The 13695-nt window shown below is 63.0% G+C and carries 13 protein-coding genes; all 13 read left to right on the forward strand.

Translation table 11 applies throughout. The features are described 5' to 3' along the window. Positions 1-439: 439 nt before the first annotated feature. Complete coding sequence (locus Q0S16_RS01665; protein ID WP_295844304.1) at positions 440-856, forward strand: YciI family protein; 417 nt, start codon at positions 440-442, stop codon at positions 854-856. Positions 857-1028: 172 nt separating this feature from the next. After that, positions 1029-1742 (forward strand): TetR/AcrR family transcriptional regulator, encoded by a 714-nt coding sequence (locus Q0S16_RS01670; protein ID WP_295844306.1) that lies wholly within the window; start codon positions 1029-1031, stop codon positions 1740-1742. Positions 1743-1849: 107 nt separating this feature from the next. Next, the gene (locus Q0S16_RS01675) at positions 1850-2323 is read left to right on the forward strand and encodes a DUF2852 domain-containing protein (protein ID WP_295844308.1); all 474 of its coding nucleotides are present in this window, start codon (positions 1850-1852) and stop codon (positions 2321-2323) included. Between the two features lie 384 nt (positions 2324-2707). Then, on the forward strand, positions 2708-3421 hold the full coding sequence (gene tolQ / locus Q0S16_RS01680; protein WP_295844310.1) for a protein TolQ: 714 nt from the start codon (positions 2708-2710) through the stop codon (positions 3419-3421). Between the two features lie 37 nt (positions 3422-3458). Then, the gene (tolR, locus tag Q0S16_RS01685) at positions 3459-3908 is read left to right on the forward strand and encodes a protein TolR (RefSeq protein WP_295844313.1); all 450 of its coding nucleotides are present in this window, start codon (positions 3459-3461) and stop codon (positions 3906-3908) included. Beyond that, positions 3905-4978, forward strand: a complete 1074-nt coding sequence (gene tolA, locus Q0S16_RS01690) for a cell envelope integrity protein TolA (protein ID WP_295844337.1) — start codon at positions 3905-3907, stop codon at positions 4976-4978. Before tolR ends, tolA begins: the two co-directional genes overlap by 4 nt. A 115-nt stretch (positions 4979-5093) precedes the next feature. Next, positions 5094-6386: a Tol-Pal system beta propeller repeat protein TolB gene (tolB, locus tag Q0S16_RS01695; protein ID WP_295844315.1), complete on the forward strand. Its 1293-nt coding sequence runs from the start codon at positions 5094-5096 to the stop codon at positions 6384-6386. Positions 6387-6587: 201 nt separating this feature from the next. After that, a complete protein-coding gene (locus Q0S16_RS01700; RefSeq protein ID WP_295844318.1) occupies positions 6588-8927 on the forward strand; it encodes an EAL domain-containing protein in 2340 nt (779 codons plus the stop codon). Between the two features lie 131 nt (positions 8928-9058). Then, entirely contained in the window at positions 9059-9808 is a 750-nt protein-coding gene (locus Q0S16_RS01705; protein ID WP_295844321.1) for a hypothetical protein, read from the forward strand. 260 nt (positions 9809-10068) lie between these two features. After that, positions 10069-10563 carry a peptidoglycan-associated lipoprotein Pal gene (pal, locus tag Q0S16_RS01710; protein WP_295844322.1) on the forward strand — a complete coding sequence of 165 codons (495 nt, stop codon included), beginning with the start codon at positions 10069-10071 and terminating at the stop codon, positions 10561-10563. Positions 10564-10719: 156 nt separating this feature from the next. Then, on the forward strand, positions 10720-11688 hold the full coding sequence (gene ybgF / locus Q0S16_RS01715) for a tol-pal system protein YbgF (protein WP_295844325.1): 969 nt from the start codon (positions 10720-10722) through the stop codon (positions 11686-11688). 46 nt (positions 11689-11734) lie between these two features. After that, positions 11735-12766, forward strand: a complete 1032-nt coding sequence (gene tilS / locus Q0S16_RS01720; protein WP_295844326.1) for a tRNA lysidine(34) synthetase TilS — start codon at positions 11735-11737, stop codon at positions 12764-12766. 230 nt (positions 12767-12996) lie between these two features. Further along, a partial coding sequence (locus tag Q0S16_RS01725; protein ID WP_295844329.1) for an ATP-dependent metallopeptidase FtsH/Yme1/Tma family protein occupies positions 12997-13695 on the forward strand: 699 nt, incomplete at its 3' end.

Raw genomic sequence — 13695 nt, forward strand, 5'->3', positions numbered from 1 at the left:
AGGTCCGATGTCGTTGACGCTGTACTATCATCCGTTGTCGTCATTTTGCGAGATCATGCCACTCGGCGATACGCATCGCAATCTTGCCTGTTACTTGCATCGGTTGCTGGTGCGGCCGTCCTGTGCGCGGACAGTCGCGGACGCGCAGCCATATTTCCAAATGTACCCCAGGGAGAAACTCGCGTGACGGCTAGCAGCAAGGCCGATACCACCCGCGCTTTCGCAATACCGAGTTCGTCGTGTTCGACGGCGATCGCATTCGAAGCATCGACGTCTATTTCGGCGCGACCTATCAGGGCGATGAATTCGTCGCGCAGGCGACCTCGTCGTGATGGCGAATTAATCCGCACGTGATGTCGGGGCAGCCACGTCCGGACCGTCTTGTCATAGGGCATCCGTCGGGCGGATGATCCCACAGCCTTTTGAGAGAGAGCAAGCAATGCGTTTCATGGTGATCGTGAAGGCCAGCAATGACACCGAAGCCGGCGTGATGCCATCGACGGAGATGCTGACCACGATGGGCAGGTTCAACGAAGAGATGTTCAAGGCCGGCGTGATGCGGGCGGGCGAGGGACTGCATCCGACGTCGAAAGGCGCGCGCATCACATTTGCCGGTACGGAGCCCAAGGTGACCGAGGGTCCGTTCGCCGTCACGGCCGATCTGGTCGCCGGCTTCTGGCTGATCGAGGTAGCGTCGAAGGACGAGGCGATCGCCTGGATGAAGCGGGCGCCGTTCGACGGCGGCGCCGAGATCGAAATCCGTCAGATCTTTGCGCCGGAGGATTTTGGCGAGGCGCTGACGCCGGAACTGCGCGACCAGGGGGAAAGGTTGCGCGCGTCGGAGTTGGGCAGATAGCTGTCCCGGCAGGGTCGCGCGACCGGATCGACGGCGTTTGGCGCTGCCACATTGTGGCCGCAAGAATTTTTGGTGGATGCGAATTCCCGCACCAGGTTTTCAGGTCTTGCGGCCGAATTTAGGCTGCGGGAACTAGTGACCTCGCGGCCCGGCTCATGTAAAAGCCCTTCACATGAGCTGGCGCAAGGACGACCGCCGCGCCGAGCGCGGCTATCATCACGGCAATCTGAAAGAGGCGCTGCTGCAGGCGGCGCTCGGGCTGATCGCCGAAAAGGGCCCGGCGGGCTTCACTTTCGCCGATGCCGCGCGATCCGCCGGCGTCAGCGCCGCCGCGCCCTACCGGCATTTTCGCGATCGCGACGATCTGCTGGCCAGCATCGCGCAACGCGGCTTCGAGCAGTTCGAGGCGACCCTGACCGCGGCCTGGGACGATGGCCGGCCGGACACGGTCACGGCGTTCGAGCGGGTCGGAAAGGCCTATCTGGAATTTGCCCGCACCGAACCGGCGTTTTATTCGGCGATGTTCGAATCCGGAATTCCCGCCGATGCCAATCCGTTGCTGATGGCGGCCGGCGAACGCGCTTTCGGCGTGATCCGAGCCGCCGCCGAGCGGCTCGCGGCGCTGACGCCGCCCGGGGTGGCGCGACCGCCGGCGCTGATGATGGCGCTGCATATCTGGTCGCTGGCCCATGGTGTCGCGTCGTTGTTCGGCCGCGGCGACGCCGCGCGCCGCAAGCTGCCGATGCCGCCCGAGGACCTGCTCGAGGCCGGCGTACTGATCTATTTGCGCGGTTTGGGATTTCCGACCGATCGCCGGCCGCCGCCAGCGCCGGTTCCGGAGGCCGACGACAGGCCGGCCGGCCCGTGGGGCAAGGCGGCAAAATAATTCGATCATCGCCCGCCCCGGATATCTTGACAAAATCAGCCTTCGGTTTAGGTATGTAAATGTTATTTACATTCACCGACGGCATGGCGCCGTCCATGGAGAGGCAAATGGCCAACGCTGCGGACCTCAATCGCTGGGACTACCCCGACGATCGGCAGATGTCCTACCGGACGCAATCGCCCTGGCGCATTGCACTGATCGTACTGGGTTTCATCGTGTGGTGGCCGGTTGGCCTCGCACTTCTTTTCTTCACGCTTGGGAGCAGGAAAATGGGTTGCTGGGATCATGGCGATCGGTTCGCCAACAAGATGGAGCGCATGCAGCACAAGATGGAGCGGATGCGCGGCCGGATGGAGCGTCGCGGCTTCAATTTCGGCGGCTTCGGCCCGCCGAGCTCCGGCAACCGCGCCTTCGACGAATACCGCGTCGAGACGCTGCGCCGCCTCGAGGAAGAGCAGCATGAATTCAAGGACTTCCTGGATCGGCTGCGCCACGCCAAGGACAAGGAAGAGTTCGACCAGTTCATGGCCCAGCACCGGCCGCGGCCGACGCCGCCGAGCGACACCCAGCCGCAGGGCTGAGGCAACGGGGACAGGCTTCGCCGCGGGCGATTCTGATCCCTCTTGAGAGACCGCACGGACCGCCCATCTGCCTGGCAGATGGGCGGTTTCGTTTAAGGGGCACAGCGGCCCGGCCGAACAAGCGAATTCCGCTTCATTTCTCCGTGTAAAGCCCCTTTGGTAACTCTCCGTTAACCACGATTAGCGTCTGGTAAAGCCTGCAAAAGGGGGCAAGCCCTCGTTTTGACATGTTGGCAGGGGATTCAAGGCCCGGCTCGGGATGAGCCCCTCATGCGACATGACAAGGTTTGCGCTGGCGTCCACGCCGCGCCTGACGCGTGGCCGCCACCGGCATCGACAAGCCGCTGGTTTGAATGGAATTTTTGCGTTGAGAGGATACCGCCTATGAACCCGGCCGATGTGGCGCAGTCAGCCCTGCCGCTCGCTTCTTCCGACGTCTCGCTGGTTGCGCTGTTCTGGCAGGCTCACTGGATCGTCAAGGCGGTCATGATGGGCCTGCTCGGCTGTTCCGTGTGGGTGTGGGCGATCGCGATCGACAAGATCTTCCTGTTTTCGCGCACCAAGCGCGCCATGGACCGTTTCGAGCAGGCGTTCTGGTCCGGCGAGTCGATCGAGGATCTGTATCGCGCGCTGTCCACCAAGCCGACGCAGTCGATGGCGGCGTGTTTTGTCGCGGCGATGCGCGAGTGGAAGCGCTCGTTCGAGAGCCAGGCGCGCTCGTTCACCGGGCTGCAGATGCGGATCGACAAGGTGATGAACGTCTCCATCGCACGCGAGGTCGAGCGGTTGGAGCGCCGGCTGCTGGTGCTGGCCACCGTCGGTTCCGCCGGCCCCTTCGTGGGCCTGTTCGGAACCGTCTGGGGCATCATGTCGAGCTTCCAGTCGATCGCCGCGTCCAAGAACACCTCGCTCGCGGTAGTGGCGCCCGGCATCGCGGAGGCGCTGTTCGCCACCGCCATCGGCCTTATCGCCGCCATACCCGCCACTATCTTCTATAATAAGTTCACGTCCGAGGTGAACCGCCAGGCCCAGCGCCTGGAAGGTTTCGCCGACGAATTCTCGGCGATCCTGTCGCGCCAGATCGACGAGCGCGTCTGAGGACGATGACCTTGAACCTGACAGCGGGCATTCGATCATGGGCATGAATATGGGCGGAGGCGGTGGCGGCGGACGACGAGGTCGTCGTCGCGCCAACGTCATGGCCGAGATCAACGTTACCCCGATGGTCGACGTCATGCTGGTGCTGATGATCATCTTCATGGTCTCGGCGCCGATGCTGACCGTGGGCGTGCCGCTCGACCTGCCGCAAACCCAGGCCAAGAGCCTGGAGCAGGACAAGACGCCGCTGCAGCTATCCGTTGATATCAAGGGAAAGATCTTCATCAATGACACCGAGGTGGAGATGAACGATCTGATACCGAAATTGAAGGCCATCACCGACGCCCGTGGTGGAGTCGATGAGCGTATCTTCATGCGCGCGGACAAGAAGGCCGATTATGGAACCGTGGCCCGCGTGATGGGCCAGTTGTCCGGCGCCGGTTTCAAGCGGCTGGCGCTGGTAACCGAGGTGGAGCAGGGGACCTGAAGGTGAAGGTCGACAAGACACTCGCGGCATCCGTGGCCCTGCACGTGCTCGTGCTGGGCTGGGGACTCGTGTCTTTCTCGTCGAAGGCCTTCGTCTCTATTCCGGAAGACTCGCTTCCCGTCGACATCATCTCCGCCGATCAACTCGCCAAGGTCACCGCCGGCATCAAGTCCGGCAAGAAGGAAATCAAGGCGCCGCTGGTCGAGAAGGTCGCCGAGGCCAAGCCGCTCGACGACACCGTCGGCAAGATCACCGAGAAGGCGCCGGTCGTGACTGAAACCACGCCGCCGCCGCAGCCGAAAACGGAAGACAAGGCCGCCGCCGAGGCCGCCGCGCAAGCCGCCGCCGCTGCCGCCGCTGCCAAGGCGGAAGCCAAGGCCGCGGCGGACTCCAAGGCCAAGGCGGATGCTGCGACCGAGGCGAAGATAGAGGCTGAAGCGCTGGCGCAGGCCAAGGCGGTTTCCGAAGCCAAGGCCCAGGCGGACGCCAAGGCAAAGGCCGACGCGCAAGCCAAGGCCCAGGCCGATGCCAAGGCAAAGGCTGACGCGCAAGCCAGGGCGAAGGCCAAAGCCGAGGCAAAGGCCAAGTCTGACGCCGACGCAAAAGCCAAGGCCGAAGCCCAGGCGACGATGGAGGCCAAGAAGCCCGAGCGCACCTTCGACCAGTCGAAGATCGCGGCCCTGCTCGACAAGCGCGATCCGAGCCGGAACGCGGCGACCGGCGAAACGTTGAATTCAAACGCCGCCCTTGGCCTGTCGAAGGGCAAGGCCGCGGATAATTCCGCGACCTGGGGGGCGATGTTCAAGTCGCAGGTAGAGCGCTGCTGGAAGAAGCCCTATGGCGGTATCGAAGCGCAGATGACCGAAGCCATCTTCAGCGTCAAACTGAAGCAGGACGGCTCGCTGGAGACCACCCCGCAGAGCGTCAGCAGCCCGTCCACCCCGTATTTCCGCGTCTACCAGGAAAGCGCCCTGCGCGCGATTATCGAATGCCAGCCGTACAAGCTGCCGGCGGCCTATTTCGATGAATGGAAGTTTTTCGAACCCGTCTTCACCGAGCGCCGGTCATGAGCCTGTCTGCCGCATTGCCGATCGTCGATATCCAGCAAAGCCTGCAACAATGACCGACAAGAATGGATTGCCTTCAATGTTGTTTCGCCCCAGTCGCCGACAGATTATCTCCGGAATGGCATCGACGGGCCTGCTGATCGGTGCGGGTGGCCGCACGGCTCTTGGTCAGGCGCGGGTGCAAATTACCGAAGGCAATGTCGCCCCGCTGCCAATCGCGATTCCTAATTTCGTCGCCGGGACAGCCGCCGACAACGAGGTCGGCGTCGGTGTCGCCCAGGTGATTACCAACAATCTGAAGCGCAGCGGCTTGTTCGCGCCAATCGATCCCGCGGCCTTCATCGACAAGGTCACCAGCATCGATACGCCACCGCAGTTCCAGAACTGGAAGACCATCAATGCCCAGGCGCTGGTGACCGGCCGCATGACGCGTCAGCCCGACGGACGGCTGAAGGCCGAGTTCCGGCTGTGGGATGTCGCCACCGGCCAGCAGCTCACCGGCCAGCAATATTTCACCTCGCCGGAATATTGGCGCCGCATCGCCCATATCATTTCCGACCAGATCTACGAGCGCCTCACCGGCGAAAAAGGCTATTTCGATAGCCGCGTCGTGTTTGTCGACGAAACCGGCGCCAAGGAACGCCGCGTCAAGCGCCTGGCGCTAATGGACCAGGACGGCGCCAATGTGCGCTACCTCACCCGCGGTGCCGATCTGGTGCTGACGCCGCGATTCTCGCCGTCAACGCAGGAAATTACCTATATGGAGTTCGGGCAGGGCGACCCCAAGGTCTACCTGTTCAACATCGAGACCGGACAGCGCGAGATCGTCGGCAATTTTCCCGGAATGTCGTTCTCTCCGCGCTTCTCGCCGGACGGTCAGCGCGTCATCATGAGCTTGCAGCAGGGCGGCAACTCCAACCTGTTCGTGATGGATCTGCGTTCCAAATCCACCACGCGGCTGACCGACACTCCCGCGATCGATACCTCGCCGTCCTATGCGCCGGATGGCAGCAAGATCTGTTTCGAATCCGATCGCGGCGGCAAGCCGCAGATCTATACGATGGCCGCCACCGGCGGCCCGGCCCAGCGTATCTCGTTTGGCGATGGCAGCTACTCGACGCCGGTATGGTCGCCGCGCGGTGACTACATTGCCTTCACCAAGCAGGGCGGCGGCCAGTTCTCAATCGGTATCATGAAGCCGGATGGCTCCGGCGAACGTCTGTTGACCTCCGGCTACCACAATGAAGGTCCGACCTTCGCGCCGAATGGTCGTGTCATCATGTTCTTCCGTGAGCCCGGCGGCGCCGGCGGCCCGTCGCTGTTCACTGTCGATGTTTCCGGACGCAATGAATTGAAAGTACCAACGCCCGGCTTCGCGTCGGACCCGGCGTGGTCGCCATTACTGTCGTAAACAAACTATTTACGACGCCGGTTAAGGATTTCCACAGCGCGGAATAGTGCTGCGGCAAAACTTGCCTACTACCCTGAAATTACAGCAAATTCCGCACATTTTAAGCGACGTTCAATATCCGGTTAACGATGTTCCCTTAAGAAGGTTTCACGACCCGCGGGTATCTTCGAGCGTCGTACATCGAACGAACGGCGCGTGCTGATGCGATTGATTGAGCCCGAGACAGACGCTGACGAAAAGATGCTGCCGCCCAGTATCTATGCCGCGTTGGTCAACTCTCTATTCCAGAACGCCGCGCCGGCGCTGGCCGGAACGCTTTGCGCTGCCGTCGGCGCGGTCATGACCGTCTGGAAAACCGGCAACGTCCTGCTCTGGCCGTGTGCCCTGCTTATCGTCGCCGTCGGCGGCGCGCGTGCGATCCAGATGCATATCTATGAACGCGAACGGCGCGGCTCGCCGCTGACGCCGGAACGGGCCGCATGGTGGGAACCGCGCTACAAGATCGGCGCCGACCTCTATGCCGCTTCGCTCGGCATCTGGTGTTTCATCGTCCTGATGGGCAGCGATGATCCGGTGGCGCACATGGTGTGTACGGCGGTCACGATCGGTTACATCGCGGCCAGCGTCGGTCGCAATTACGGCCGCCCCGAGATCATCCAGGCGCATATCATCAATGCCACGGCGCCGATGTCGATCGCCCTCGCATTGCGTGGCGACCCTTATTACGTCGCTCTGGCCGGCCTGCTGGTGCTGTTCTTTGTCGGACTTCGGCTGATCAATCTCAATCTGCACGAAATCTTCGTCAAGGCGCTTACCGAAACCGAACGCGCCGCCGCGCTGGCGGGGCAGTTCGACACCGCGCTCAACAACATGCCGAACGGGCTCTGCATGTTTGGAGCGGACGGGCGCCTTGCCGTCATCAACAATCACTTCAACCAGATGATGGGCTGCGGCGGCAATCTGGTTCGCCGCGGCGACAGCTTGCGTGAAATGATCGCGGCGTTCGTCAAGGCGGGCTCGCTGTCGCAGACGAGTGGGACCACGATCATCGTGGAAATCGAGAGTTCGAAACCTGCTCAGATCACCACGCTCGATCGCTCGCAGGATAACGAGCGCGCCTTGTCGTGGCGATTTCAGCCGATGGTCGGCGGCGGCACCGTGGTTCTGGTCGAGGACGTCACGGAGCGGCGTAATTCCGAAGCGTTGATCAGCCATATGGCCAGGTTTGACGAACTGACGGGCCTTCCCAACCGCGTCAGCTTCCGCAAAGAAATTGGGAAAATGCTTAAAAGCGCCGAGGATTCGTCGCTCGCCGCGCTGCTGTTTGTGGATCTCGATCAGTTCAAGCAGGTCAATGACACGCTGGGTCATCCCTGCGGTGACCAGTTGCTGTGCATGGTTGCCGACCGGATGCGGGAACTGCTGCGCAAGGATGATTTCGTTGCGCGTTTCGGCGGCGACGAGTTCGTTGTGTTCCAGCGCGGCATCAAGACCAATCACGACGCCGCCGATCTGGCGCGACGGATCGTCGAGCGGCTCAGCGAACGCTACGAAGTTGACAACCATCAGGTCGAAATCGGTGCCAGCGTCGGCATCGCCATGACGCAGCCGGGCGTCGGCGCTGATGGACTGCTGAAAAACGCAGACATGGCGCTGTATCGTGCCAAAGCCTCGGGCCGCGGTACGTTTTGCTTCTTCCGCGACGAGATGGCGCAAACCGTGGAAGCGCGCCGGGTCCTGGAACTGGACCTGCGCAAGGCGCTCGCCAATGAAGAATTCGAGCTTTATTATCAGCCGCTAGTCAATTTGAGGTCGGGCCGGATATCGACCTGCGAAGCCTTGCTACGCTGGAACCATCCAGTTCGCGGCGCCGTGTCGCCCGTCGATATCATTCCGGTCGCCGAGGATATGGGGTTGATCGTCGATCTCGGTCGCTGGATCCTGCGCAAAGCCTGCATGGAATGTATGAAGTGGCCGGACGCCGTCAGCGTCGCCGTCAATTTCTCGTCGCAACAGTTTCATCAGCGCGACATTCTCAGCGAGGTACGCTACGCGCTCGAGGTGTCGGGACTGCCGGCGAACCGTCTTGAAATCGAGATCACCGAGTCGTCATTGTTGAAGAATACCAAATGGACTCATGATGCGCTGTCGCAGTTGCACGCGGCAGGTTGCCGGATTTCGCTGGATGATTTCGGCACCGGCTATTCCAGCCTCAGCTATCTTCACAACTTTCCGTTGCAGAAAGTCAAAATCGACCGTTCGTTCCTGGAGGGCATCGATACCGATCGGCCGCTGACGCTGCTGCGCGGCGTAGCCCGGCTCAGCGCCGATCTCGGCATGTCGGTGGTCGTCGAGGGAATCGAGACCAATGAACAGCTCGAGCTGATCAGCGCCGACGGGACGGTCACCGAGGCACAGGGCTTTCTGTTCAGCCGTCCGGTCCCGGCGACACGCGTCCGTCAATTGCTGAACGCCTCGCACGGCCGTCAGCCGGATGAGCTGCTTTCCAGGTCGGCACGTTCATCAGCCGGCAAAGCTTGAACCAACGACGAAGTTCTGCCTGTGGTTGCAAATTTGGGAGGGGTTAACCCTAATAGGTCGACTCCTTTGACTTACAATAGGAAACTATTAACCTTTCGTTAGGTGAGTAGATACGCGTGGAAAGGCCGGGAATGGCTGCGGTTGAAACGATAAGCGGCTTCATTGGTCACGGCAGCGAACTTCTGGATCGGGTTGACTACCGGTTAGCCGAGACCGAGGCCGAGAAGGAAGCGATCTACGAACTGCGATACCGGGCCTATCTTCACGAAGGGGCGATCGAGCCGCGGCCGGACCGCCGGCTGACCGACCGCTTCGACGAGTCATCGCATTCCTGGGTGTTCGGCATCTTCGTCGATGGCACGTTGGCCAGTTCGCTGCGCATCAGCGTGGCCTCGCCCGATCATCCCGACTCGCCGGCGGTGGACGCCTTTCCCGATATTCTGTTGCCCGAACTGGCGCGCGGCAAGACGATCGTGGATCCGAACCGTTTCGTGGCCGATCCCAATCAGCGGCTGCCGCATCTGCCTTACATGACGCTGCGTCTGGCCTATGTGGCGTGCTCTTATTTTAACGCCGATATCGGTACCGCCACCGCGCGGGCCGAGCATCAGGCATTTTACCGTCGCGTCTTCCTGCACGAACCATTATGCCCGCCGCGGCCCTATCCGACGCTGACCAAGCCGCTGGCGCTGATGGCGGTCGATTATCCGGCGCTGCGCGAAAAGGTTTTCGCCCGCTATCCGTATTTCCGTTCCAGCTATTTTGAGCGGCGCATGCTGTTCGAACGCAAAAACCTGCATGCCTCGCCGGCGCTGAGCGGGCCCGAGTTCCCGGTGGAGTCGATGGTCGCGGTGATGCCTGCCACCAGCTCGGGTCGTTGACGGATTTCACCCGCCGGTGCGCTGTCCGACGGCAGTTCGCGAGGGCAGGTGGACAAATGGCCTGGGAAACGCGTTTCCGGCGATCTGACTTCACCGTGACGCCACATTTGCAACCCATTAACCATGCGGTTGCTTTTGGGCGACCTGTGGCATTTGATCGGTTTTGGCAACACCTCATCAAGGTTGACGGAACGTTCGCTTAACCAACGCCCTGTAGACCGAAGACAGTCGGAAAAAGCGTGAGCGTTGGAGGCTCCCGAATGAAACATCAGATGCGTATCCTCCAGGGATTAAAACTGGCCGCGGTGCTTGCCGTGGCGCTGTCGATGGGCGCGTGCGCCAACAAGAATCCGCTCGGGGCTGACGGTTCGATGGCCAATGCCGCGACGCCGGGCAGCCAGCAGGACTTCGTGGTCAATGTCGGTGACCGCGTCTTCTTCGAGAGCGACCAGACCGAGCTGTCGCCGCAGGCCATCGCGACCCTGGAGAAGCAGGCGCAGTGGCTGCAGAGCTATAACCGCTATTCCTTCACCATCGAGGGCCATGCCGACGAGCGCGGCACCCGTGAATACAATATTGCCCTCGGCGCCCGTCGCGCCCAGTCGGTCAAGACCTTCCTCGCTTCCCGCGGCATCGATGGCAGCCGGATGCGGACGATCTCCTACGGCAAGGAACGCCCGGTCGCGGTGTGTAATGACATTTCGTGCTGGTCGCAGAATCGACGCGCCGTCACCGTGCTCAACGCCGGCGCCTGAGCGCTGGATTGATATCAGCGAGCCGGCGTCCGCCTTCGGGCAGGCGCCGGTTTTGTTTTGACGCGCAGGTTTGACGCTGTCGAAAGTCACATTTTTGGCGTAGTACGGTTCTCAACGTGGTGCGCTTTCGTGTGGCGCAAAAACCGTCAGGCCAACATGTCATCCCCATTGCAAAGTCTCGCGCGCGTGCTGCTGATGTCGGCGGCGCTGGCCATACCCTCTATCGCCATGGCGCAGCAGCAACTTGAAGATGTCGATCCGGAAGTGCGGGTCCAGCAGCTCGAAAGCCAGTTGCGCCAGCTCACCGGCCAGAATGAAGAGCTCCAGTTCCGCAACCGCCAGCTCGAAGACCAGCTTCGGCAGTCGCAGGCCGCCGCGCCGCCGGCCGGTCGCCCCAACGTAGCCGCCGCGCCGCCCGGACCGGCGCCACGGCAGAACGTTCAGCCGGTTCCGGTTCAGCCGCAGGTCTATGACCAGCAGGCCGCGCCCGCGCCGATCGTGCAGGACCCGGCGCCGCCGCGTGGCGGACGCCGCAACGACGCTTTCGATCCCAGCGCCAATCCGGGCGCGCCCGGGGTGCCGCGCGCACTCGGCGGCGGCCAGTTGCCGCTGGCCGCCAACGCGCCGGTCGGACGCGCGGGCGAACCGATCGACCTCAACAATGCGGCGCCTCGGGCCGCGGCGGCGCCGTTGCCGCGTGAAGCTGGTGCGACGGGCGGCCTGACCACGCTGCCCCCGGGGGCCACGCCGAAGGACGAGTTCGACCTCGGCATCGGCTACATGCAACGCCGTGACTACGCGCTGGCCGAAGAGACCATGCGCAACTTCGCGCAGAAATATCCGACCGACCCGCAGATCGCGGATTCGCAATACTGGCTTGGCGAGAGCTTCTACCAGCGCCAGAAGTATCGTGACGCCGCCGAGGCCTTCCTCGGCGTCACCACCAAGTTCGGCACGTCGGCCAAGGCGCCGGATGCGCTGTTGCGGCTCGGCAAGTCGCTGGCCGCGCTGAAGGAGAAGGAGGCCGCCTGCGCCGCGTTCGGCGAGGTGCTGCGGAAATATCCGAAGGCGTCGAATGGCGTGAAAACGGCCGTCGACCGCGAGCAAAAACGCGTTAAGTGCTAGGCGGAAGTCCCGGACCTGATCCGGGGCGGGAACCGGCTGTGCGGGCATGTCCGACGACGATAAATCACCGGTCTCGGCCCAGGACGCAAAGCAGCTGTTCGCGGACTGGAAGCAGGCCCCGGCGCTGATTTTGGCGGTGTCCGGCGGCCCCGACTCGGTAGCGCTGCTGTGGCTGGCTGCGCGCTGGCGTCGCGCGCTCCCGCGCGGACCGGAACTGATCGCCGTCACCGTCGACCATGGACTGCGGCCGGACGCCGCGCGCGAGGCGCGTGACGTCAAGAAGCTGGCCACCTCCCTCCAAGTTCCGCACCGCACGCTGCGCTGGACCGGCGACAAGCCAGCCACCGGGCTGCCGGCGGCGGCGCGCGCGGCGCGCTACCGGCTGCTGGCGAAGGCCGCGCGGGCGGCTGGCGCCAGCCATGTTCTGACGGCACATACCCGCGACGACCAGGCCGAGACGCTCTTGATGCGGATGGCGCGCGGCAGCGGCCTGGCCGGGCTGGCGGCGATGGCCCGGCACAGCGCGCGTGACGGCGTCGTGCTGGCGCGCCCCTTGCTCGACATTCCGAAAGCCCGCCTGATCGCGACGCTGGAGCGCGCCAGCATCGGTTTCGCCGTTGACCCGACCAATCACGACCCGCATTTCACCCGGCCACGGCTGCGGGCGCTGATGCCGCAATTGTCCGCCGAGGGCTTCGATTCGCGCAATCTGGCCCGGCTGGCGGCGCGGCTGGCGCGGGCCAATGCGGCGCTGGAACTACTGGCCGACGGCGCCGAGCGTTTTCTCGCCCTGCGGAGCAGCGCCTCGCCAAAGCCCGGCATCGATGCCGCCGTCTTCGCCGGCCTGGCCGAGGAAATCCGGGTCCGGCTGCTGTGGCGTAGGATCAATGCGGTCGGGCATGAAGGCCCGGCCGAACTCGGCAAGGTCGAAACGCTGCTTGCTGCGCTGGATCAGGCGATGATGGATGGTGGTAAAGGTATCCGGTTGAAGGCGACGCTGGCCGGGGCGATGATCATTCTCAGCCATGACCGCCTGCGAATCGAGCCGGCGCCGCCGCGTGGCCGGCGGCCTGGCTGAGCGGCGGGGCGCCGGCGTATCCGGCCGGGCCTTAACCACTGTGCGTAAAGCGTCAAATCAAGCCGTCACTTGCTCGGGAAGTGGGCTAGGATGCGTTAAATAGTCCAGTCCAGTTCCCTTGGCAGCGCGCCTTGTCGCACCTAGATTGTATTGAACCGACCCAAGGTGAATTCCCTTGCGGCGACCCAAGGGAATAAAGCCGCGATCCGCGCGGCGACGAAGGAAGATCGATGAACGCGAATCTGCGAAATTTCGCCCTCTGGGTGATTATCGTTTTACTACTGTTGGCGCTGTTCACGCTGTTCCAGAATCCGGGTCAACGCACGGCCTCGCAAGACATCTCGTTCTCGCAGCTTTTGACCGAGGTCGATCAGAACCACGTCCGCGACGTCGTGATCCAGGGGCCGGAGATTCACGGTACCTTCACCAACGGTTCCAGCTTCCAGACCTACGCGCCCTCCGATCCGACGCTGGTGAAGCGCCTGTATGACGGCAAGGTCACGATCACCGCCAAGCCGCCCGGCGACAATGTGCCGTGGTTCGTCTCGCTGTTGCTGTCCTGGCTGCCGTTCATCGCGCTGATCGGCGTGTGGATCTTCCTGTCCCGCCAGATGCAGGGCGGCGCCGGCAAGGCGATGGGCTTTGGCAAGTCACGCGCCAAGATGCTGACGGAGGCCCATGGCCGCGTCACGTTTGAGGACGTCGCCGGTGTCGACGAAGCCAAGCAGGACCTGCAGGAGATCGTCGAGTTCCTGCGCGACCCCGGCAAGTATCAACGGCTGGGCGGACGGATTCCGCGCGGCGTGCTGCTGGTCGGCCCTCCCGGTACTGGCAAGACGCTGATCGCCCGCGCGGTGGCCGGCGAAGCCAACGTTCCCTTCTTCACGATCTCGGGCTCGGACTTCGTCGAGATGTTCGTCGGCGTCGGC

It is taken from the genome of Tardiphaga sp. (assembly GCF_025356345.1).
Classification (GTDB): Bacteria; Pseudomonadota; Alphaproteobacteria; order Rhizobiales; family Xanthobacteraceae; genus Tardiphaga.

What these genes read in the sequence shown, in the direction of transcription:
- Q0S16_RS01675 (WP_295844308.1), top strand. Translation starts at nt 1,850, where the DNA reads ATGGCCAACGCTGCGGACCTCAATCGCTGGGACTACCCCGACGATCGG.
- ybgF (WP_295844325.1), top strand. Translation starts at nt 10,720, where the DNA reads ATGTCATCCCCATTGCAAAGTCTCGCGCGCGTGCTGCTGATGTCGGCG.
- Q0S16_RS01665 (WP_295844304.1), top strand. Translation starts at nt 440, where the DNA reads ATGCGTTTCATGGTGATCGTGAAGGCCAGCAATGACACCGAAGCCGGC.
- Q0S16_RS01670 (WP_295844306.1), top strand. Translation starts at nt 1,029, where the DNA reads ATGAGCTGGCGCAAGGACGACCGCCGCGCCGAGCGCGGCTATCATCAC.
- tilS (WP_295844326.1), top strand. Translation starts at nt 11,735, where the DNA reads ATGTCCGACGACGATAAATCACCGGTCTCGGCCCAGGACGCAAAGCAG.
- tolR (WP_295844313.1), top strand. Translation starts at nt 3,459, where the DNA reads ATGGGCATGAATATGGGCGGAGGCGGTGGCGGCGGACGACGAGGTCGT.
- tolQ (WP_295844310.1), top strand. Translation starts at nt 2,708, where the DNA reads ATGAACCCGGCCGATGTGGCGCAGTCAGCCCTGCCGCTCGCTTCTTCC.
- tolB (WP_295844315.1), top strand. Translation starts at nt 5,094, where the DNA reads ATGGCATCGACGGGCCTGCTGATCGGTGCGGGTGGCCGCACGGCTCTT.
- pal (WP_295844322.1), top strand. Translation starts at nt 10,069, where the DNA reads ATGAAACATCAGATGCGTATCCTCCAGGGATTAAAACTGGCCGCGGTG.
- Q0S16_RS01700 (WP_295844318.1), top strand. Translation starts at nt 6,588, where the DNA reads ATGCGATTGATTGAGCCCGAGACAGACGCTGACGAAAAGATGCTGCCG.
- Q0S16_RS01705 (WP_295844321.1), top strand. Translation starts at nt 9,059, where the DNA reads ATGGCTGCGGTTGAAACGATAAGCGGCTTCATTGGTCACGGCAGCGAA.